The sequence below is a fragment of the Ruegeria sp. E5 genome (genome assembly GCF_056534105.1).
On sequence record NZ_JBQFPA010000002.1, the window covers coordinates 443,795 to 463,928 of the forward strand.

The 20,134-nt window shown below is 55.9% G+C and carries 19 protein-coding genes; 11 read left to right on the forward strand and 8 right to left on the reverse strand.

What is annotated here, in order from left to right:
* On the reverse strand, positions 1-1,554 hold the full coding sequence (locus ACR0BI_RS10200) for a UxaA family hydrolase (protein WP_480562148.1): 1,554 nt from the start codon (positions 1,552-1,554) through the stop codon (positions 1-3).
* A gap of 84 nt (positions 1,555-1,638) precedes the next feature.
* Between ACR0BI_RS10200 and ACR0BI_RS10205 the strand changes: the two genes are divergently transcribed.
* From ACR0BI_RS10205 to ACR0BI_RS10240, 8 genes are read left to right on the forward strand one after another with little or no spacing between them, the layout of a single operon-like run.
* Positions 1,639-2,376 carry a GntR family transcriptional regulator gene (locus ACR0BI_RS10205; RefSeq protein ID WP_170394143.1) on the forward strand — a complete coding sequence of 246 codons (738 nt, stop codon included), beginning with the start codon at positions 1,639-1,641 and terminating at the stop codon, positions 2,374-2,376.
* Positions 2,373-3,425, forward strand: coding sequence for an aldo/keto reductase (locus ACR0BI_RS10210; RefSeq protein ID WP_480562146.1), 1,053 nt, complete (start codon positions 2,373-2,375; stop codon positions 3,423-3,425). Before ACR0BI_RS10205 ends, ACR0BI_RS10210 begins: the two co-directional genes overlap by 4 nt.
* Entirely contained in the window at positions 3,415-3,843 is a 429-nt protein-coding gene (locus ACR0BI_RS10215) for an RbsD/FucU domain-containing protein (protein ID WP_170394147.1), read from the forward strand. Before ACR0BI_RS10210 ends, ACR0BI_RS10215 begins: the two co-directional genes overlap by 11 nt.
* On the forward strand, positions 3,840-4,670 hold the full coding sequence (locus ACR0BI_RS10220) for an amidohydrolase family protein (protein WP_170394149.1): 831 nt from the start codon (positions 3,840-3,842) through the stop codon (positions 4,668-4,670). The genes ACR0BI_RS10215 and ACR0BI_RS10220 overlap by 4 nt, the downstream gene beginning before the upstream one ends.
* A 1-nt stretch (position 4,671) precedes the next feature.
* Entirely contained in the window at positions 4,672-5,784 is a 1,113-nt protein-coding gene (locus ACR0BI_RS10225; protein ID WP_480562144.1) for a fumarylacetoacetate hydrolase family protein, read from the forward strand.
* Positions 5,785-5,796: 12 nt separating this feature from the next.
* Positions 5,797-7,299, forward strand: coding sequence for an aldehyde dehydrogenase (NADP(+)) (locus ACR0BI_RS10230; protein WP_170663551.1), 1,503 nt, complete (start codon positions 5,797-5,799; stop codon positions 7,297-7,299).
* An 8-nt stretch (positions 7,300-7,307) separates the two neighbouring features.
* Complete coding sequence (locus tag ACR0BI_RS10235) at positions 7,308-8,063, forward strand: SDR family oxidoreductase (RefSeq protein WP_223118551.1); 756 nt, start codon at positions 7,308-7,310, stop codon at positions 8,061-8,063.
* 17 nt (positions 8,064-8,080) lie between these two features.
* A complete protein-coding gene (locus tag ACR0BI_RS10240; protein ID WP_480562142.1) occupies positions 8,081-8,923 on the forward strand; it encodes a fumarylacetoacetate hydrolase family protein in 843 nt (280 codons plus the stop codon).
* 882 nt (positions 8,924-9,805) lie between these two features.
* On the opposite strand, the gene ACR0BI_RS10245 is transcribed toward ACR0BI_RS10240, so the two are convergent.
* Together ACR0BI_RS10245 and ACR0BI_RS10250 are read right to left on the reverse strand one after the other, a co-directional pair.
* Positions 9,806-10,912: a ParB/RepB/Spo0J family partition protein gene (locus ACR0BI_RS10245; RefSeq protein ID WP_480562140.1), complete on the reverse strand. Its 1,107-nt coding sequence runs from the start codon at positions 10,910-10,912 to the stop codon at positions 9,806-9,808.
* A complete protein-coding gene (locus ACR0BI_RS10250; RefSeq protein ID WP_480562138.1) occupies positions 10,909-12,216 on the reverse strand; it encodes an AAA family ATPase in 1,308 nt (435 codons plus the stop codon). Before ACR0BI_RS10250 ends, ACR0BI_RS10245 begins: the two co-directional genes overlap by 4 nt.
* 440 nt (positions 12,217-12,656) lie before the next feature.
* Between ACR0BI_RS10250 and ACR0BI_RS10255 the strand changes: the two genes are divergently transcribed.
* The 3 genes from ACR0BI_RS10255 to ACR0BI_RS10265 all read left to right on the forward strand — a co-directional run bounded on the left by ACR0BI_RS10255 (position 12,657) and on the right by ACR0BI_RS10265 (position 16,175).
* Entirely contained in the window at positions 12,657-13,370 is a 714-nt protein-coding gene (locus ACR0BI_RS10255) for a DnaA N-terminal domain-containing protein (RefSeq protein WP_480878624.1), read from the forward strand.
* A 137-nt stretch (positions 13,371-13,507) separates the two neighbouring features.
* The gene (locus tag ACR0BI_RS10260; RefSeq protein ID WP_480502978.1) at positions 13,508-15,256 is read left to right on the forward strand and encodes an ABC transporter ATP-binding protein; all 1,749 of its coding nucleotides are present in this window, start codon (positions 13,508-13,510) and stop codon (positions 15,254-15,256) included.
* Positions 15,246-16,175 carry a glycosyltransferase family 2 protein gene (locus tag ACR0BI_RS10265; RefSeq protein WP_480562134.1) on the forward strand — a complete coding sequence of 310 codons (930 nt, stop codon included), beginning with the start codon at positions 15,246-15,248 and terminating at the stop codon, positions 16,173-16,175. Before ACR0BI_RS10260 ends, ACR0BI_RS10265 begins: the two co-directional genes overlap by 11 nt.
* A gap of 258 nt (positions 16,176-16,433) precedes the next feature.
* On the opposite strand, the gene ACR0BI_RS10270 is transcribed toward ACR0BI_RS10265, so the two are convergent.
* From ACR0BI_RS10270 to ACR0BI_RS10290, 5 genes are read right to left on the reverse strand one after another with little or no spacing between them, the layout of a single operon-like run.
* Positions 16,434-17,177 carry an ABC transporter permease gene (locus tag ACR0BI_RS10270; RefSeq protein WP_223118548.1) on the reverse strand — a complete coding sequence of 248 codons (744 nt, stop codon included), beginning with the start codon at positions 17,175-17,177 and terminating at the stop codon, positions 16,434-16,436.
* Positions 17,174-17,827: a TenA family protein gene (locus tag ACR0BI_RS10275; protein ID WP_223118547.1), complete on the reverse strand. Its 654-nt coding sequence runs from the start codon at positions 17,825-17,827 to the stop codon at positions 17,174-17,176. The genes ACR0BI_RS10270 and ACR0BI_RS10275 overlap by 4 nt, the downstream gene beginning before the upstream one ends.
* Positions 17,824-18,549 carry an ABC transporter ATP-binding protein gene (locus ACR0BI_RS10280; RefSeq protein WP_223118546.1) on the reverse strand — a complete coding sequence of 242 codons (726 nt, stop codon included), beginning with the start codon at positions 18,547-18,549 and terminating at the stop codon, positions 17,824-17,826. Before ACR0BI_RS10280 ends, ACR0BI_RS10275 begins: the two co-directional genes overlap by 4 nt.
* A complete protein-coding gene (tenA, locus tag ACR0BI_RS10285) occupies positions 18,546-19,217 on the reverse strand; it encodes a thiaminase II (RefSeq protein WP_223118545.1) in 672 nt (223 codons plus the stop codon). Before tenA ends, ACR0BI_RS10280 begins: the two co-directional genes overlap by 4 nt.
* The gene (locus ACR0BI_RS10290; protein WP_480454117.1) at positions 19,214-20,122 is read right to left on the reverse strand and encodes an ABC transporter substrate-binding protein; all 909 of its coding nucleotides are present in this window, start codon (positions 20,120-20,122) and stop codon (positions 19,214-19,216) included. Before ACR0BI_RS10290 ends, tenA begins: the two co-directional genes overlap by 4 nt.
* Positions 20,123-20,134 lie beyond the last annotated feature (12 nt).

The following is a 20,134-nucleotide window of genomic DNA, read 5'->3' on the forward strand; positions in this document are numbered from 1 at the left end:
TTACATCACCGCACCAATTTGCCAGGGGACGAATTCAACGCCCCCAAATCCAAGTTCCTCGCTTTTGGTTTTCTTGCCTGAGGCGACACGGATCAGTATTTCGAACAGTTCTTCGCCCTTGCTCTCGATGCTGATCCCGTCTGTCACGATGTCACCGCAGTTCAGATCCATATCCTCGGCCATGCGGGCATACATTTCGGAATTGGTGGCCAGCTTGATGCATGGCGTTGGCTGATATCCAGACACCGAACCGCGCCCGGTGGTAAACACGATCAGGTTCGCACCCGAAGCGACTTGCCCGGTGACCGAACACGGATCAAAACCGGGACTGTCCATGAAGACAAACCCGCTCTTGTCGATCATCTCACCGAATTTGTAGACGTCTCGCAGTGGCGCGGTGCCTCCCTTAGCTACGGCACCAAGCGATTTCTCAAGAATGGTTGTGAGCCCCCCGCGCTTGTTGCCTGGGCTTGGGTTGTTGTCCATCTCACCGCCGTTTCGGGCCGTGTAGTCCTCCCACCAGTGGATGCGTTCGATCAGTTTTTCACCCACCTCAACAGTCTCGGCCCGCCGGGTCAGCAGGTGTTCGGCACCGTAGATTTCCGAGGTTTCCGACAGGATCGTTGTTCCTCCATGGCGCACAAGTAAATCCGACGCATACCCCAGCGCCGGGTTCGCGGTTATCCCAGAATACCCGTCCGAGCCGCCGCATTGCATACCGACCGTGATGGCACTGATCGGAGCCGGAGCGCGTTCGGCTTGATTGGCCAGATGGGCGATGCCGCGCAACTCCGCCAGCCCCCGTTCGATAGTGCGGCGTGTTCCGCCCTCGTTCTGAATGGTCATGTAACGCAGCGCACCGTCAGCGCGGATTGGTCGACCGCCGACAAGATCTGCCACCTGCATGACTTCGCAGCCCAGACCGATCAGCAGAATACCCCCGAAATTCGGATGCTGTGCATAGCCGGCCAACGTCCGAAACAGGGTAGCATAGCCCTCATCCTTGCTGGACATTCCACATCCGGTCCCGTGCACAATCGGGACCACACCGTCAACATTGGGATAGCTTTCCAACAACCCGGTCTTTTCCGCTGCGTCGGCGATAAAACGCGCTACTGAACCCGAGCAGTTCACGGTGGTTAGAATCCCGATGTAGTTTCGGGTTCCCACTTTACCGTCAGATCGATGGTATCCGTCGAATGTACGCTTTTCAGTCAAAACAGGCAGCGGGGTGTTGGCGCTGGCATGCGCATAATCCTGCTGATGCGCCCCCATGCCAAGGTTGTGCACATGGATATGTTCGCCAGGCGCTATATCGCATCTGGCCTGCCCGATGATCTGACCGTAGCGGACAATATTCTCGCCAGTTTGGATTGATGACACGGCAAGCTTGTGACCGCGGGTAACGGGCGCAGCCAATTGCACGGGAACATGTGCCGGCTGCTCACCCGCTTGCAAGTCACGCAAAGCAATAACGATGTTGTCCTGCGGATTTAGCTTCACGACATCGCGAGCCGCCTCTTCCAAAACGTTTATGCTGCCGTTCGCTCGCATCTCTTCTCCACTTGCTTGGTCAATGTTGCTAAATCCAATATCTCTACTTGTCAACTAACATGTTAGAATGCTAACTTATGCAGTATGAACAAACACCAAGATATTGATGCCGAACTTTTGCCCGAGATCACAACGATCGAAGGACCGCTCGCTCAGCGGGTTCACCACTCATTGAAGCAGGCGATTCTCTCACTGGATTTCCCACCCGGAGCGAACCTCAGGAAGGCACCTGTGTGTGAAAGATTGGGTGTGTCGCGCGCACCTGTGGCCGATGCGATCGCGCGTTTGGCCTCGGAAGGTCTGGTGGATGTAGTGCCGCAATCAGGCACTCGCGTATCCTACTTTTCGATGGACGAGATCCGCGAAGGCGTATTCCTGCGTGAAGCGCTTGAACTTGCAACTGTCGCCAAAGTCGCGCGCGACATAACCGACGTTCAGCGTAAAAGGTTAAGCCGCAACATGCGTCTGCAGGAACTGTTGATTATGGATGATGATATCCCAGGCTTTTATCAGGCTGATGAAGAGTTCCACAGTCTTCTGATGGAATTTACAGGCTTCCGCCGCCTCGCCGACGTTGCCCAAACCGTTTCCTTACAGGTCAGTCGCGCACGCATGCTATTGCTGCCCACCCCTGGCCGGATCGCTGAAACACTGGCAGAACACAGGGCCATTTTCGAGGCAATCAGCAATCGCGACGAACAGGCCGCGCAGGTCGCTATGCGCGCCCACCTCGGGCAGTTGATGCCGCGCATTGAGCAGTTGGAGCAACTGAAGCCGCATCTGTTCAACCTCACCCCACAGCTGAATAGCGAGGCAGGATGACCGTTTCCCAAACAGAATTACTGAACAACCGGACCACGCGGCCCGTTCCCCTGACCCGCATGGGGTTCGGTGGGGCACCATTGGGGAACCTGTACCGAAATGTCTCGGACGAGGACGCGCAGGCGGCATTGCAGACCGCCTATGACGCAGGCATCCGTTTTTTCGACACAGCGCCGCAATACGGGCTTGGCCGATCAGAGCATCGGTTTGGGCAGGCGATTGGTCGGTTCGGGCGCGAAAACATCCAGCTTTCAACCAAGATCGGTCGCCTGTTACTGGATTGCGAACCGCATGAAGTAACGCCCGAAGCTTTCGTCGATGTACCGCAGAAACGGATCGTGTTTGACTATACCTATGACGGCGTAATGCGGTCTTACGAGGCAAGCCGCAACAGGATCGGCGTCGCCAATTCTGACATTCTTCTGGTCCATGATGTCTGTGTCTTCAGCCAAGGCAGCCAAGAGGTTTCGGACGCCAAGGTGCGTGAACTGTTTGATGGCGGAGGTTACAAGGCTTTGACCGAGCTGCGCGATGCGGGTGAAATCGCAGCAATCGGCGCAGGTGTAAACGAATGGCAGGTTTGCGAGAAACTTCTTGGGCTGGGCGACTTCGACGGGTTCCTTTTGGCTGGGCGCTATACATTGCTTGAACAAGAGGCCCTCGACAGTTTCCTGCCACTCTGCGAGCAGCGCGATGTCGGGATCATCCTCGGAGGACCTTACAATTCAGGCATTCTCGCGACCGGAGCAGTGCCCGGCGCCAAGTACAATTATGCTGACGCGCCCGAAGACATTCTGGACCGGGTTCGCAAAATCGAAGCCGTTTGCGCGGCGCACGACACTCCGTTGATTGCTGCAGCACTGCAATTTGTTCTGGGTCATCCTTGCGTCAAAACAGTAGTTCCCGGAGCCGTAAACGCATCCGAAGTCCAATCCAATGTGGCATTGATGGAGCGTGACATTCCCCCGGGCCTGTGGGCGGACCTACGATCCGAAGGTCTGATCCGACCGGATGCGCCTCTGCCAAGCGAGACTGCAGATGCTGCGTAACATCGATCCGATCCTGTCGCCGGAGTTGCTTTTCACCCTCAGGGCCATGGGCCACGGGGATGAGATTGTTATCGCAGATGCGAATTTTCCGGGCACCAGCATGGGACCAGACTGCATCAGGGCCGATGGGTCTACAGCCAGTGAAATGTTGAAGGCCGTACTTTCTGTGATGCCTTTGGATACGTTCGTTCCTGATCCGGCGTTGACCATGCAGGTTGTCGGCGACGCAGAGGCGGTTCCCGACGCAGTCGCGGACTTTCAACGCATCATCGACACGACCGCCGACAACCCGGCCAAAGTTCAGGGCTTGGAACGGTTTGCATTCTACGAGCGTGCGGCCAACGCGTTTGCCATCGTTCAAACGGGCGAACGCAGGCTTTATGGCAACATCATCCTGAAAAAGGGTGTGATCGCATGAGGATCGACGCGCATCAGCATTTCTGGGCTTTGGCGCGCTGCGACTATGGCTGGCTGACGCCCGATCTGGACACGATCTACCGGGATTTCACGCCGGACGATCTAATGCCCCTGCTTAAGGCTGCCGGGATCGATGGCACAGTCCTTGTCCAGGCGGCGCCCACTGTGGCTGAGACGGAATACATGCTCTCGCTGGCCGACCAGAATGCGTTTATCAAAGGTGTTGTCGGCTGGGTTGATTTTGAAGCCGATGATGTTGGCTCACAGATTTCTGCGTTAGACGCCCATCCGGCACTGGTCGGTCTTCGTCCGATGATACAGGACATCGCTGACCCTCTGTGGATGCTCGGCGACACGCTGCCTCCAGCTTTCGAGGCTGTCCAACGGCATGACCTGACATTCGATGCATTGACCTTGCCCCAACATCTGGGCCCGCTCAGACAACTTCTGGAACGCCATCCGAAAATGCGTGTAGTCGTCGACCATGGTTCGAAACCGCTGATCAAAGACGCAATCTTGGGTGACTGGTCCGACAACATGACCGCATTGGCCCGAGATACAACTGCATGGTGCAAGCTTTCAGGCCTTGTGACTGAGGCTGCTAAAGACTGGACGATCGACGATCTGCGCCCGTACGTGGATCACCTGCTGAACACCTTCGGTCCATCGCGTCTGATCTGGGGTAGCGATTGGCCAGTTTGCACCTTGGCCAGTAGCTATGAGCGCTGGTGTGAAACCACCGACATGTTGCTGAAACATCTGAGCAGCGCAGAACGACAGGCAATAATGGGTGGCAACGCCGCCCGCGCCTACAACCTCAGGAATTAAAATGACCATAGGTACATTGGATTCGAACGGGCTGTGGCTCGGCCGTATTGAGCGCGGTGGAATCGGCCCCAGCGTGGTGACCCTGCGCAATGGGCGGATTATCGATATCACGTCAAAAACGGCACCAACTGTCAGGGACATTCTGGAACGCGACGATGAAGCAGATCATGTGCGCAAAGCTCAAGGTGAAGATATCGGCCCTTTGGACGCCGACCACCAATGGCTGGCCCCGTGTGACCTGCAGGCGGTCAAGGCCTGTGGTGTCACATTTGCCGGGTCCATGGTCGAACGCGTAATCGAGGAACAAGCCGCCGGTGATCCTGCCAAAGCCGACGCGATCCGGGCGCGCATCGGAGACCGGATCGGAGACAGCCTCTCGAACATCGTACCTGGATCGGACGCGGCCGCAGAGGTCAAAGAAGCACTGATCGCTGAAGGCCTCTGGAGCCAGTATCTGGAAGTCGGGATCGGCCCCGATGCCGAGGTGTTCTCCAAAGCACAAGTTTTGTCTTCGGTCGGGTTTGGTTCAGAAATCGGTCTTCACCCGATTTCGACCTGGAACAACCCCGAGCCCGAAGTCGTTCTGGCCGTTACTTCTAAGGGCGAGATTAAGGGCGCTACGCTGGGGAACGACGTCAACCTGCGTGACGTTGAAGGTCGTTCGGCTTTATTGCTGAGCAAAGCAAAGGACAACAATGCCTCTTGCGCGATCGGACCGATGATCCGGTTGTTCGATGATGGGTTCACACTGGACGATGTACGCCAGGCTGAACTTGCGCTGACCGTGACCGGATCGGATGGATTTGTGCTGAACGGAAGCTCATCTATGTCCCAGATCAGTCGCGATCCTGCAGACCTTGTGAAGCAGACTATCGGGCGCCATCACCAATATCCTGATGGGCTGATGCTTTTCCTTGGCACCCTGTTCGCCCCGACCCAAGACCGTGACACACCTGGCGGTGGGTTCACTCACAAAATTGGCGATGTCGTCACTATCTCCAATACACGCCTTGGAGCGCTGACAAACACCGTGCGCCTGTCGACGGAATGCCCCGAATGGACCTTTGGGGCATCACACCTGATGCGAAACCTCGCCCATCGCGGCCTGCTGTAAGAGAGAACGAATATGTTGACCGGAAAACACCTGATAGCTGGCGAATGGATCGGCGCAGACACCACTTTTGCGTCAGAACCAGCGCATGGACCAAGCCATGACTTTTCTGTGGGGACAGCGGCGATGATTGATAACGCGGTGGAGGCAGCAGAGTCGGCATTTGCCACTTTCGGGTGGTCCTCTCGTACCGAACGTGCCGCGCTGTTGCGCAAGATCGCAGATGAGATTGATGCCCGCGGGGATGCCATCACCGAAATCGGCACTCAGGAAACCGGCTTGCCCGAGGCGCGCCTGCAGGGGGAACGTGGCCGTACCGTCGGCCAGCTGCGCCTCTTCGCCGATCACATCGAAGCGGGTAATTATCTGGACATGCGCCATGACCCGGCCATGCCGGATCGTACACCCCTGCCCCGCCCCGACTTGCGCATGATCCAGCGCCCGCTGGGTCCTGTTGCGGTGTTCGGCGCGTCGAACTTCCCATTGGCCTTCTCGGTTGCTGGGGGCGATACCGCCGCGGCACTGGCCGCAGGATGTCCGGTTGTCGTTAAAGGCCATTCGGCCCATCCCGGCACGGGCGAGATCGTGGCGCAGGCCATCGACGCCGCCATCAAGGCGACCGGAGTTCATCCCGGAGTGTTTTCATTGGTACAGGGTGGCAAACGGGATGTGGGCACGCGATTGGTGCAACATCCCTTGATCCGGGCGGTTGGCTTTACGGGCAGCCTCGGAGGTGGACGGGCGCTGTTCGATTTATGCGCGCAACGCGATGAACCCATTCCGTTTTTTGGCGAACTGGGTTCAGTCAATCCGATGTTCATACTGCCGCAAGCGGCGGCCGCGCGCGGTGCTGAAATCGGCAATGGCTGGGCCGCGTCCCTAACCATGGGCGCTGGACAGTTCTGCACCAACCCCGGTATCGCCGTGATCATCGACGGTCCTGATGCTGACGCGTTTCAAGCAGCGGCAGAGGCTGGCCTGTCTTCGGTGGCCGAGCAGACCCTGCTGACCGATGGAATTGCGGAGGCATACCGAAACGGAGTTTCGCGTGTAGCTGCTGGTACCGGTGTATCGAAGATTATCGGCACAAGCTGCAAGTCACGCGATGCGGCCCCATACCTGTTCACTGTTTCAGGTGATGACTGGCTCGCCAATCGGAAGCTGCAAGAAGAAGTCTTCGGACCATTGGGCATCATCGTACGCGTGAACGACAGCTCTCAGATGCAACAGATCGCGCGGGCCATCGAAGGGCAGTTGACCTGCACACTACATCTGGACGCTGGCGACAAACCCGACGCTCAGGCACTGCTACCGCTGCTTGAACGAAAGGCTGGGCGATTGTTGGCCAACAGCTTTCCGACCGGGGTCGAAGTTTGCGATAGCATGGTTCACGGAGGCCCCTACCCCGCCTCAACCAACTTTGGCGCAACATCCGTGGGAACATTGTCGATACGCCGTTTCCTGCGGCCGGTTTGTTATCAGGACATCCCATCCGAGCTTCTACCCGAGATATTGTGAGGTTGTTCATGTCGACAATCAACCCATCCAACCGGCTTGCAGATAAGACCGCTCTCATCACAGCAGCTGGCCAAGGCATTGGCCGTGCAACCGCCGAATTGTTCGCTGCCGAAGGCGCTCGGGTGATTGCCAGCGACATCAACGATGCTGCGCTTGCCGAATTGGGCGGTATTCCGGGTATCGAACCGCTGCAACTGGACGTAATGGACGATAAGGCCGTTACAGATGCAGCGGTCAATCTGCCGCAACTGGACATTCTGTTTAACTGCGCAGGTTATGTAGCGGGGGGATCAATTCTTGAATGCACTGAAAAGGATTGGGATTTCAGCTTTGACCTCAACGTAAAGGCCATGTTCAGACTGATCCAACTGACTCTACCCGGAATGCTGAAAGCAGGCGGAGGATCGATCATCAATATGTCGTCGGTCGCATCGTCCATGAAAGGCGTGCCCAACCGATTTGCGTATTGCGCGTCAAAAGCAGCGGTGATTGGCCTGACCAAGTCTGTGGCAGCCGATTTTGTGACCCAGGGCATTCGGTGCAACGCGATTTGTCCAGGTACGGTGGACAGCCCCAGCCTGCATGACCGGCTTCGCACCACCGGGGATTATGAGCAGGCAATGACTGATTTCATCGCCCGTCAACCGATGGGCCGTATTGGCACAGCGGAAGAGATCGCTGAACTGGCTCTGTATTTGGCCAGTGATGCCAGCAAATACACTTCGGGCCAGCCCTTTGCCATAGATGGCGGCTGGACGATCTGAGCAGGAAGGACCTGACAATGAAACTACTACGCTATGGTCCGAAGGGCGCTGAGAAACCCGGCATTTTGGCCTCAGACGGCTCGGTTCGCGACATTTCCGGTGTGGTGGATGATATCTCGGGCGATACTCTTGGCGATGTCGTTCTTGAAAAGCTCCGCGCACTAGATTTGGCCAGCCTGCCATTGGTAGACAGCAACCCGCGCATCGGTCCTTGCGTTGGCAATGTTGGAAAGTTCATATGCATTGGCCTGAATTATGCTGATCACGCAGCAGAAAGCGGCATGGAATTGCCTGCTGAGCCCGTGATCTTCTTCAAAGCCACCTCGGCCATCGCCGGCCCCGACGATACCGTAGAAATCCCGCGCGGATCGGTCAAAACCGATTGGGAAGTTGAGCTGGGCGTCGTTATCGGCAAAGAGGCCAAATATGTCTCTGAGGCGGAAGCCATAGACCACGTCGCCGGCTACTGCGTAGTGAACGATTTGTCAGAACGTGACTTTCAGCTTCATCGCTCTGGCCAATGGGTCAAAGGAAAGTCTGCGGACACGTTCGGCCCAATTGGCCCCTGGCTGGTAACACGAGACGAAGTCCCCGACCCGCAGAACCTTCCGATGTATCTTGAGGTAAACGGGCACCGATATCAGGACGGATCAACCAAAACGATGCATTTTGGCGTAGCGACGGTCATCTCGCATCTGTCGCAATTTATGTCTTTGCAACCCGGTGACGTAATTTCTACAGGCACACCCCCGGGTGTTGGTATGGGACAGAACCCGCAGACCTACTTGAATCCCGGCGACAAAATGGAGCTTGGTATTCAGGGTCTGGGCACGCAACGTCAGAACGTCATCCAGGGATGAGATCGCGCTGTTGGCGAATGCCATATGTAGCCTTGAAGCAACAAAAGTAAGCGAGAAGGTTTTGTCTCAGATAACGCCGCCCGTATACTGATTATCTATCAGGCCAGTATATATTCTTATAGGCGCTTCTCGCGCGATTAATCCGGTATTTGTAGTATCGGATCAGGTTACCGAACATCTTTCTGGTTGCTTCGGGCGTTTCAATACTGAGAAGAGTCATTGTTTTTTTAGCAAGCTTTAACAAAGCCTGTCCTTAAATCACGATTCAGCAGGCCCCTAAGCCGGCTAGATGGGGCGCCTTCGCATTAAGGTGGGCAGACCGATACAGCTCTTAATAATACTTATTGAAGTATTTTGCACACTACGCCCAAATGACCTTCTACTCAGTCAATCATTCAACCCATCGCCGCCCTTTCTTTGGCAAGCCACAGCGCAATCATATCCATCATTGATAGGTGCTCACGGCCAATCCGTTATATGCTCACGCGCCTCGAATATGTTTCGGTACGCTATGTTGGTCTTCCCGTTGAAATGTAGTGCCGGGGCGCTCGAAGATAGAAGCGATCGCGTCGTCCCTGCCCTGCCGCGAAAACTGTGTATCTGTTCAGCCGCGACTAACTACATAAATTGTAGATTATCTGCCCTAGTTCCATATCAATACGTTAAGAAACCTTCTACTGATGGCCTGAACTTGTATTCGTCAACTCTGCTCGGAACGTACCTGCCCGAACTACAAAACAAGAATTTGAGGCCGGGCGGTAAAAGCTAAGCGTTTAGATGGTCTCCCAGGGTACCGTATTACACGATTGGTCTTTTTATGCAAAAAAAACGGCGCTGAGATTAACCAGCGCCGCGCTTCGGATCTATCTCGCTAAGCCCGTCTTACCCGTGGGTAAGATCGTCTTCTTCTCGCAGATCCTCGATCAAAGTGGCCACAGCACGTTCTAATTTAGCCCTATCGACACGGGTAAAGTCGAGATCATAGCGAAGTTCGATCCTTCCGCTGGATGCAGAACATTTTGCAATCCCTGCCCTGCCCCTTACCTGAAACGTTGTCTTCGCGCGGCGTGGTTTACCTACGGCTTCAGCCTTTGGCTTAGCGGCGGTCGCATTTTCGATTGTGAGAAAATCGCGAAGAATGGCCACTTCGCGCACGCTGTCGCGATTTGGTTCACTCACCAAAGCCGCACTGACTTGTCGGATCAATCCAGGATCAGAGTCGAGCTTTCGTTTGAGTTCAACGCCCACATTCCGTGGAATGTCGTTTGGGTGCATAAGAACCTTTTCCAACATGGCCAGCAAACTCGCAAACGCCCGTATATAGCTGCGCTTGGTATAGCTTGCAGATTTAAACAAGGTTGAAACCGCTTTGTCGACATCCGGACAATCATTGGCGGGGTCTTGCGCATAGGCACGCGCAAGCGCGCCCATTTCCGCAAACGAGATATCCTTTCGGATCAGGTTTTCATCGACCATGCGACGATAGCTATCATCCAGCTCTGCAACGTCAGAAACACCGGCCGGAATCGTCGCAAATCGCGCGTCGCCAGTTTCCTCAAGTAATGCGCGAAATGCCGATAATCTGCGCATTCCTTGAATTAACTCAAAGCGTCCATCGTTGCGACGCTCGACCTGGATCGGGTTCGAAAGACCCACATCCTGAATAGAAGCCTTCAACTCATCCAACTCAGGATCAGGGCCAGGCTTGCGGTCGCGCGTCAGGCGCTCGGTAACAACATCCGCCAATGCGATCTGTTCAGTAACATACCCTTCTGAACGTAGTCGTACAAGCTCGTGCGCTAACCTGTCATTTTCGACTCTGATTGCATCTTCGGTAGTTTGCTGGTCGCGTAGCGCATTAGCGTTCTCGGAGATTGCAGTAGCCATTGGTCCGCGCCTTTTCTCAAGCGCTTTATCCGGAACCTTGCCAACCGGGATTTCTTCCATCGCTGGCATATCGATATCGAACATTCTGCGTTTTCGGCTCATACGTCATCCTCCAGCTTGTCCCAGGCCGATAGCATGACGCCCCGGAATTCATCATAAACATTATCAAATGTCGAACGCGCGCGACGCCAAGTTTCCCTCGTCATCTCACGGTAATCCATCTCATAAACTGAACTCAGGAACCGACCAGATTGCTCGACCGCACGCGTCATCTCGACCGGGTGCTCGGCAAGGTGCTCACCAAAGACTTTGCGGAATGCGTCATACATCGCTGTGTGCAGTGCATTCCCCGGTTCGTAGCGTGTAAGCAAAAACCGAATTTCGCAGAATGTCTTGGGTAAACCAATCTTACCCGTGGGTAAGGTCTTGTCGAAACCATAGGCCAGATCTTCGAGGGCTTCAGCCAACTGTCCAATGAATGAGGTGGTTGAATCGTATTCCCAGTATCCGGGCCCCGACGGGATATACAACATGTCTGCTGCGAACACCGCATTCATCGATTGGTATCCTATCGCAGGCGGGCAATCGAACAGGATCAGGTCATAAGCATCATTCGGTATTTGATCCAGATAGCGAGACACAGCTGCAAAAAAAGACCACTCAGGATTCAGGTGCCGATATTGTGCTGATGCGAATTCGACGAAAGCAGCATTGGCGCAAGAAGGGATCGCATCAATCGTTGACCATGAGGTCTGCTTGATAAAATCAGAAATGCGCAGTTCGCCGAGGCCCATATCCGTGATGGAAGGTGGTAACTCTCGGCGGGGCAGGGCGGTTCCTGACTCCGCAGCCGCAGGGCGGTTATTCATGCGCTCGGTTTCACGGATCAGATCCCGCGCCATGATACCCCAGACGGTGAAATCTTCAGCGACATCGGTCAGACCCATCGAATGGCTGAGCGTCGCCTGAGGGTCAAAATCCACCACTAATACTCGGTAGCCGTCCAGAGCAGCGGCGTGCGCAAGATGCAACGCCACGGTCGACTTGCCAGCCCCCCCTTTGAAATTGGCAACAGCGGCCCGAACCGCCCGCTTGCCCGCAGGGCGTGGGGGAGTGAGCGCTTTGCGATTAACCCTAAGCCGCCGCCTGAGCTCATTTACCTCTTCCAGACTAAACCAACGCTGCCGCCCATCAGGCTCGACCTCGCCTCCCGGCAATGAAGGATCGGCAGCCAGCTTTCCTCGGAAAGTCGATTGGTTCACCTTAAAGATCAGCTCAGACACCTCCCAGCTTGAGAACCGCCTTAGCGTCTTCTCCATCTCAGGGCTGAAAGTCTGCTGGCGAATCCAGCCCTGCAATTTCAGGGACTGGGTGCGCAATGCATTCAGGTCTTCGTGCGTGTACATGCCTCAGTTCTCATTCTTCTGGACGTTATTTTTCTCTCTTTTGTTATTTACGCCCGATTTGCATATTTGGCAAAAGAAATTATTGTAAGGTTGTGATGTTACCCACGGGTAAGAAAATATGGCCGTATCTAGTGCTGACCGATTCGGAACGCTGCTTCTTTCTGCGATCCTCCTGACTTCGGATATCCTACCAGATTTAGGGGGACACAACTCAAGCAAATACGGCATATAGGGGGACATTATTGCTCGATAAGGGGACACCCGGTATGTCCCCCATCACCATAAATTCACCTATTTCTTTTATTTTTTGATAGCGAATAGCAGCTACCAAATAGCGTGATCTCAACGAACTCTTGACAGAATCGAAGTATTGGACGCTAATCAGCGAACAATCACGAAAAGCGTTGGGAAACGGCGCGATTACGGCGGGATCAACCCGCATGAGGCAAAAAAGAGCGGTGAGGAAACGGATGCAGGTTGCGAAACCGGTCGGGCGAAATGCGCCTGCACTGAAGTACGATATCTTGTCGGCGCTCGCCGTTCACGCCTTATCAGGTGACAAGCATCGTCATCGCAGTGTTCTTCGCATCATGACATTAATTACCACGCGCTATAACTGGCGCTCCAATGAACTGTCGATTGGTCGGGAAGAGATCGCTCGGTTGTGGTCCGTGAACGAACGCACAGTTAAACGTGAGATGGCTAAGCTGCGCAGCGCAGGCTGGATTGCGGTCAAACGACCCGCCGCTCGGGGTCGGGTTGCGGTTTATGAACTCGACCTCAAGCAGATCATGCTGGACACAATGGAAACCTGGCCCGTCATCGGGACGGATTTCAAAGAACGAATGCAGCAGAAGCCAGAGCGCGATACCAATGTTGTGCCATTTCAGTCAAAGCCATCGATCCCGCCCCCACAGGGTGAAGACGTTTGGGCACAGGTTCAATCGATCCTACATGAGCGTGACCCAGAACTTTGGTCAAGTTGGTTCAAGCATCTGAACGAAGCCGAAAGGGCAGGGGGCCTGGCGATTCTGATTGCGCCAACGCGTTTTATGGCGGATTACATTGCACAGAAATGGTCGGGGAGGGTTTTGGCCGCTTATTCGCGTGTAGACCCTTCGGTTCGAACAATTCGCATTGAAGCGGCAGAATAGGGCGCGGGCTTGCTCAACTGGCAACAGGCGACTATCTAGCGGAAACTGTTTATGAGCGCGTCAGATGTGACATAGCTCGATCCTGATCACAGTGGACATGTGCATTGCAAAAGATCAAATCAAAATTTGCGGCCGTATTGAGTGATTCCGTCCTGTGGCGACTGCTCTCCGAAAATATGCGCGAGCAAGTGGTCCCTTATACGATCGCGATCATCGCGATGGTATTTGTTGCGGCAACCACAGCAGGTATCGCCTTTATCATGCGTGATGTGGTGGATTCGCTGTTTGACAGTGAAAACTCAGCCAAGATTTTTGGCGTTTCGATGACCGTGTTCACGATTTTCCTGGTCAAAGGCATTGCAACCTACGTCCAGATTGTGGCCCTTACACGGGCTGGGAACCGGATTGTCTCGAAACAGCAGATCAAGCTTTACGACAAGCTTTTGCGGCAAGGGGTGTCATTCTTCAATTTGACAGAAAGCTCGGATCTGTTGTTGAAGGTGACGCAAACGGCCCTTGCTGCGCGCACTGTGATCGAGATCATGGTTACTACCGCTGTTCGTGACATGCTCACCCTGATCGGACTGCTCGCCGTGATGTTCTATCAGCAGCCAATCTTGTCGCTCTTTACCCTGATCGTCGGCCCTTTGGCGATTCTAGGCGTTCGGAAGCTTCTCCGCAAAGTTCGAGAGATTGCTGATATGGAACTGCAGGGGATGGGAACGATCATGAAGGTCATTCAGGAAACTTCGGCAGGTATTCGTGTGGTTAAGTCCTTCGGGCTGGAGGAACGCATGGCCCTCGAGATGAATTCGGCGGTGAAAAGCGTTGAGAAGCGCCGCAACAAGCTTGCGCGTCTGCAAGCTGCGACGAGCCCGCTGACGGATATATTGGCCGGTTTTGCAATCGCCTCGGTCATCGGATTGAGCGCTGGCAAGCTGTTTGGCGCTGCAGCGTCCACTCCGGGTGAACTGATGTCATTCGTGACAGCTGTGATGATGGCTTATGAGCCCGCGAAGCGCTTGACCAAAGTGCGGGTTAAAATGGAGCTGGGTCTGCGCCGGGTGCAAATGCTGTTCAATATGTTGGACGAGCCGGATACCCTACCGGAAGAGGCCAATCCCAAAAGCCTGCCCGACGGCCCGCGAGAGGTCGTGTTTGACGACGTTACATTCGGGTATCGCCGCAGCGATCCGATTCTGAAGGGTCTTTCGCTTACATTCGAAGCCGGACAAACCACCGCTCTCGTTGGTCTGTCCGGCGGCGGCAAGTCGACCATTCTGAATTTGGCCCTGCGCCTCTATGACCCGACCAGTGGCTCGGTATCGATCGATGGTCAGGATATCAAATACGCCTCGTTCAAATCACTGCGCCAGAACATGTCGTTCGTCGGGCAAGAGACGTTTCTGTTTTCGGCCTCAATCGCCGACAACATCCGATTTGGCCGTGAGGGTGCCTCGCAAGACGACGTGATCGAGGCTGCCAAGGCCGCGAATGCCTATGACTTCATCATGTCGCTTGAGAAAGGCTTTGACACTCTGGTTGGTGAAAATGGTGCCTTCCTGTCCGGTGGTCAAAAACAGCGCCTTGCGATTGCGCGCGCGCTTCTGCGCGACAGCCCGATCCTGCTGCTGGACGAACCAACTAGTGCGCTGGACTCGCGGTCGGAACATCTGGTTCAGGAAGCCTTGGGCCGCCTGACCGAAGGGCGTACGACAATCATCGTGGCTCACAGGCTTTCAACCATCATGCATGCGGACAAGATCGTCGTGATTGAGGCTGGTGAAGTTCTTGAGCAGGGCAGCGCCCAACAGTTGCTGAAGAAACCGGGGCCATTCAAAACCCTGTATGACCATCAGTACTCGAACGCCGTCAATGCCGAATGATCCCGACGTGATCCAACGGCCTGACATTACACAGGCGCGTTCGCCCCTGAGCGCGTCAGTGATCATCCCGACCTATCAAAGCTGGGACCAATTGCAGCTTTGTCTGGATGGGCTCGCCTCTCAGACACTGAACACAAACCAGTTCGAGATACTTGCAGTCAACAATGATCCGACCGACCCCATGCCAGACGGGTTTCGCCTGCCCGCCAACGCCCGCATCCTAAGTGAGGCAAAACCCGGCTCATACGCAGCGCGCAACCGGGGAATCGAAGAAGCCGCCTCGGAGCTACTGTTTTTCACCGACTCCGATTGTCAGCCTGACCCGCTCTATCTAGAGGCCGGGTTGAAAATAGCCGAAGACCACCCCGAGGTTAATCGCTTTGGTGGCAATGTTGTGCTGATCCCGAACGGGCAGGATTGGAAGACGACCGAACTCTATGATGTTCATTTGGGATTAGAGCAAAAAAAATGGGTGGAGCGTGGGCGCGCGGTTACGGCCAATCTGATCGTTCGGCGGGAGCTTATGGATCGCATCGGTCGGTTCAACGACACGGTGTTGTCCGGCGGGGACATGGAATGGAATGATCGTGCACAATCTGCGGGCGAAGCGATTGTGTTTGCCGAAGACGCCATCGTCCGTCACCCGGCGCGCGACAGTCTTGGGGATCACATCACCAAAGCCCGTCGTATTGAGGGTGCTAGGCTGCGCCGCAATGCCAAGCGCGGCATCGTAAATTACATCCCGCCTTTGCAGAAATTGATCCCTTCCTTCAAGACGTTGAAAAACCTTCTGAGGAATCAGTATCTGTCAACCAAACAGGCTTTTGGTGTGTGGGGCGTTCACTATGTGATCCGCGTTGCAAAAATTACGGAAACCATTCGGCTTCTCTGGCTGCGGAGGCCTGACCAGCGGAAGTAGTGGCCACTGGCAATGATAAACCACCTTCAGACCATGACGCTACGTGTTCTGGTTCGGCTTAATTCAAGTTGATCCTTACGGTAGGACTCTTGGACAAGTGACTGCGGCACACTCTGTGTTCGCCGCTCGACCAACTAGCTTTGTTTAACATGGCGCTCTGGAAATCAATGTACTCTAGCTTTGAGCTCTTTCATCACAGCTAGTGGCACGATTAAAGTCGATCTCCGCGTTCGCGTATACTTATGGTCAGTACTTTGTTCATATCTGATCACGCTGATCCAGGTACCGATTGCACAGGGCGTTGACCGTTGCGTGCAGGATGATGGTGAGTACCGCCAACACGATCAGCGCGGCGAACATCAGATCGGTTTTGGCACGGCCATTGGCCAGCAACATCAGATATCCCAGCCCACGCGACGCTCCGACCCATTCACCGATGACGGCACCGATCGGGGCATAGACGGCAGCCAGACGCAGGCCGCTGGCAAATCCGGGCAGAGCAGATGGAATACGGATGTGCAACATTACTCGGGCGGGTGACGCCCCCATGACCCGAGCCAGATCCAGCCAGTCGCGATTGCTGCGCATCAATGCATCAAAGAAAGACGAAGTAACCGGGAAATAAATGATCAGCAGCGCCATGGCGATTTTGGCCTCGAGCCCGAAGCCAAGCCACAGGGTCAGAATCGGTGCCAGGGCAAAGACGGGGATGGTCTGGGAAAACACCAAAATTGGTCGCACCAGCGCGCGTGCTAGCGGTGAGGCGGCAAGGCCGATGGCCGACAGCCCGCCCAGCACTGCGCCAAGGGCCAGCCCGATCAGCACTTCGGTCGCGGTGACCAGCCCATGCTCCAGCAGAAGGTTGCGGCTGTTCCAAATGGTTTCGGAAACCAGCGCTGGCGGGGGCAAGATAAAACGCGGCAGGCCGGTGGCCCAAACCACCAGTTGCCAAAGCGCTACTGCCATTGCGGTGGCGGCGATACCCGCACGCCAACCTGTCATCGGGCTACCGGGAAGCCTGCCCATGCGGCATCGAAAAAGGCACGCTCAAGGGCGACGGCCTTGCCGAAGGTTGCAGCGACCTCGGCCTGTGCCTGGTCCGAAAGGGTCGACCAGATCGCGTCCAATTGTCCACGTAGGTAGGCGACCACACTTTCGAACCCGTCGCCTGAGTGCAGAGTGATCCATTCCCCCAGCCAGAACGGCAGATCTTCGGCGCGGGCTTCGACCGGGCTGGCCCAATCCAGATAGACCCATTCCGCGACCACCAACACCGCCAGCATCCGCTCGTAGCGCCCGGATGTGCGGGCTTCGTCCATCAGGGCCTGAAACGCCAGAGTTTCGGGTGCGGCTTCGCTTGCCTGGGGCACGTCCAGCGCGTCTAATGCACGCAGGAAGTACGTGTTCTCTGGCCCGCAGATCTGGCCCAGAAAGCGCGCGCCCGGCACAGCATCGGCGAGGTTGGGTGCATGCGCCACTGCTGAGGCCAGCAGACGCACGAAGCCTTCCACGAAAAGGTAATCCTGCTGTAAATAGCCAGCCATTTTGCCATGATCGAGCATTCCGGTTGCCAGCGCATTGGTAAAGTCATGTGTCGTGGCCGCTGTCCAGTTGTCCTGGTTCAGCGCCCTGAGAGTTTCGCTTGTGCTCATCTGTCAGTCCTGAGTTGTTGAAGCAGCGCGGCCTGGATGCCCAGCACGCCCGGATCATCAACAGGGCGCGGGATGCTGCCCATTGGAGTTTCGACCGGGTGCAGCCCGTCGCGCGTCATGATCATGATGTTCTGCCCCAGCCGCGCCACTTCGGCCGGGTCATGGGTGATAAGCAGCACCGTACGTCCCTTCAGCAGCTGTGCGGTGAGGTCCTGCATATGCACCCGAGTCAGGGCATCAAGGGCGGAAAAAGGTTCGTCCAGCAGCACAATGGGGCGGTCTTCCATCAGGGTTCGGGCCAAGGCCACGCGCTGTCTCTGCCCACCGGAGAGCTCTCCCGGTTTCTTGTCTAGATGCGCGCCTAGCCCAACTTGCTCCAGCACGTGCTCGGCTCGATCCCGGTCAAGCGTCTCGCCGCGCAATCGTGCCCCTATTGCCACATTGTCGAGCGCTGATAGCCAAGGCAGCAACAAATCACTCTGCGCCATTAGGGCCACCCGCCCGGCCAGCGCGCCACCGTCCGAGGCCCAGATTTCACCGTCCAAAGAAACATGGTCTCCCAGTCCGGCCAGCAGCTTGAGCACTGTGGATTTGCCCACACCACTGGCCCCCAGAAGACAGGTCCACCGCCCTGCATCAAGTCGCAGATCAATGCCGTGCGCGATGGATGTGTCGCCAATCGACAGTGATCCGCGCAGATATAGGGCGGGGGCCGGGCTCATGGCTGCGATGCCATGCCCCAAAAGCCGACCTCAAGCTCGGTCGCCTTGTGGAAGCGGTCGCAAAGATTTGCCCAACGTGGGCAGTTTTGCGGGTCATCCCCGATGCGCCGCGCTACCACGCCATCGATCAGCGCGCCAACATCGCAGCAGACCTGTTGGTAATCTTCCCCGCCATAAGTGTTGATCCAATCGGCATAGGTTTCCGAGGTCTTTGTCGCCGAAAGCTCCGCCCCGATCACACCATAGCCCATGACGCAGGGGGCCAGTGTGGCCAGCAGATCAAGCATATCCCCTGAATGCCCGGCATCCAGCACATAGCGTGTATAGGCAAGATTAGCCTGACGCTCTTGCGTTGCAATAAGTTCTTCCTCGGAAATCCCAGCCTCGGCGCAGATGCCGATATGCAGGGCAAGCTCGTCATTGATCAGTGCATTCACTGTCCCCGCGGCGAGGCGCATATCCGCGACGGTCTCGGCCTTGGTCACCACCAGCGCCCAAGCGCGGGCGAAATGGATCAAAAAAACGTAGTCCTGTTTGAGATAATGCAAAAACGCCGCGCGCGGGAGGGTTCCATCACCCATGCCCCGCACGAATGCGTGGCGGGTATAGGCAGGCCAGGTTTCCCCGGCCGCCGCTCGCCACGCCTCAAATGAGGTGCCGTAGTTCATTGTGCCCCCAGATCGACCGCGATTTTCGATACTGGGCGGGTGCCCTCGACTAGGCCGCTTTTGGCCAGAAATTCCTCGAAGCGGATATAGCGGCCTTCGTCCAGCGCTTCAGGACGCAAGGCAAAGCGGGGTAGGGTGTCGACCCAAGCCTTTGCATTCAGCTCGTCGTCCAGCTCTTCCGCGTAGCTTTTGAAAACCTCCCAGCTTTCATCCGGGTTGTTGACGATGTATTGCGTGGCCAGCTCGGTGGCGCGCAGGAAGCGGCGCACCTTGTCCTTGTCCATCAGCTCGGGGTTGGCGACATAGATCAGCTCGTCATATGTCGGCACGCCTTCTTCTTCGACATAGAAGCATCGGCCTTCGACGCCTTCGATTTCCATCTGATTCAGCTCAAAATTGCGATAGGCACCTATCACCGCATCGACCTGCCCCGACATGACCGAGGGGCTGAGCGAGAAGTTGACGTTGATCATCTCGATCTCGTCCAGCGCGACGCCGTGCTTGCCCAGCATGGCACTCAGCACCGCTTCTTCTACGCCGGCAACTGAGAACCCGATCTTGCCGCCCTTTAGCTGGCTGATTTCCTGGATTGGGCCGTCCTTCAGCGTCAAAAGGCAGCTGAGTGGTGTCGCCACTAACGTACCGACACGCATCAGCGGCAGACCTTCGGCTACCTGTAGGTGCTGGTTTGGTTGATAGCTCACGGCGATGTCACCCTGCCCGGCGGCTACCAGTTTCGGTGGGGCCGAGGGATCAGCAGGCGGCACAATCTCGACCTCAAGATTCTGGTCTGCGAAATAACCTTTTTGCTGCGCTACGATGATCGGACCGTGATCAGGGTTTACGAACCAATCCAGCAGCAGAGTCATCTTGTCTTGTGCCAGCGCCGGTGTAGCCATCAGCATCGCCGCTACGGT

Bases quoted from the DNA above. Each gene is read 5' to 3' on its own strand.
- ACR0BI_RS10250 (WP_480562138.1), bottom strand. From the start codon at position 12,216: ATGTACACGCACGAAGACCTGAATGCATTGCGCACCCAGTCCCTGAAA.
- ACR0BI_RS10205 (WP_170394143.1), top strand. From the start codon at position 1,639: ATGAACAAACACCAAGATATTGATGCCGAACTTTTGCCCGAGATCACA.
- ACR0BI_RS10225 (WP_480562144.1), top strand. From the start codon at position 4,672: ATGACCATAGGTACATTGGATTCGAACGGGCTGTGGCTCGGCCGTATT.
- ACR0BI_RS10280 (WP_223118546.1), bottom strand. From the start codon at position 18,549: ATGAGCCCGGCCCCCGCCCTATATCTGCGCGGATCACTGTCGATTGGC.
- tenA (WP_223118545.1), bottom strand. From the start codon at position 19,217: ATGAACTACGGCACCTCATTTGAGGCGTGGCGAGCGGCGGCCGGGGAA.
- ACR0BI_RS10200 (WP_480562148.1), bottom strand. From the start codon at position 1,554: ATGCGAGCGAACGGCAGCATAAACGTTTTGGAAGAGGCGGCTCGCGAT.
- ACR0BI_RS10235 (WP_223118551.1), top strand. From the start codon at position 7,308: ATGTCGACAATCAACCCATCCAACCGGCTTGCAGATAAGACCGCTCTC.
- ACR0BI_RS10240 (WP_480562142.1), top strand. From the start codon at position 8,081: ATGAAACTACTACGCTATGGTCCGAAGGGCGCTGAGAAACCCGGCATT.
- ACR0BI_RS10210 (WP_480562146.1), top strand. From the start codon at position 2,373: ATGACCGTTTCCCAAACAGAATTACTGAACAACCGGACCACGCGGCCC.
- ACR0BI_RS10255 (WP_480878624.1), top strand. From the start codon at position 12,657: ATGAGGCAAAAAAGAGCGGTGAGGAAACGGATGCAGGTTGCGAAACCG.
- ACR0BI_RS10230 (WP_170663551.1), top strand. From the start codon at position 5,797: ATGTTGACCGGAAAACACCTGATAGCTGGCGAATGGATCGGCGCAGAC.
- ACR0BI_RS10275 (WP_223118547.1), bottom strand. From the start codon at position 17,827: ATGAGCACAAGCGAAACTCTCAGGGCGCTGAACCAGGACAACTGGACA.
- ACR0BI_RS10220 (WP_170394149.1), top strand. From the start codon at position 3,840: ATGAGGATCGACGCGCATCAGCATTTCTGGGCTTTGGCGCGCTGCGAC.
- ACR0BI_RS10245 (WP_480562140.1), bottom strand. From the start codon at position 10,912: ATGAGCCGAAAACGCAGAATGTTCGATATCGATATGCCAGCGATGGAA.
- ACR0BI_RS10270 (WP_223118548.1), bottom strand. From the start codon at position 17,177: ATGACAGGTTGGCGTGCGGGTATCGCCGCCACCGCAATGGCAGTAGCG.
- ACR0BI_RS10290 (WP_480454117.1), bottom strand. From the start codon at position 20,122: ATGCTGATGGCTACACCGGCGCTGGCACAAGACAAGATGACTCTGCTG.
- ACR0BI_RS10265 (WP_480562134.1), top strand. From the start codon at position 15,246: ATGCCGAATGATCCCGACGTGATCCAACGGCCTGACATTACACAGGCG.
- ACR0BI_RS10215 (WP_170394147.1), top strand. From the start codon at position 3,415: ATGCTGCGTAACATCGATCCGATCCTGTCGCCGGAGTTGCTTTTCACC.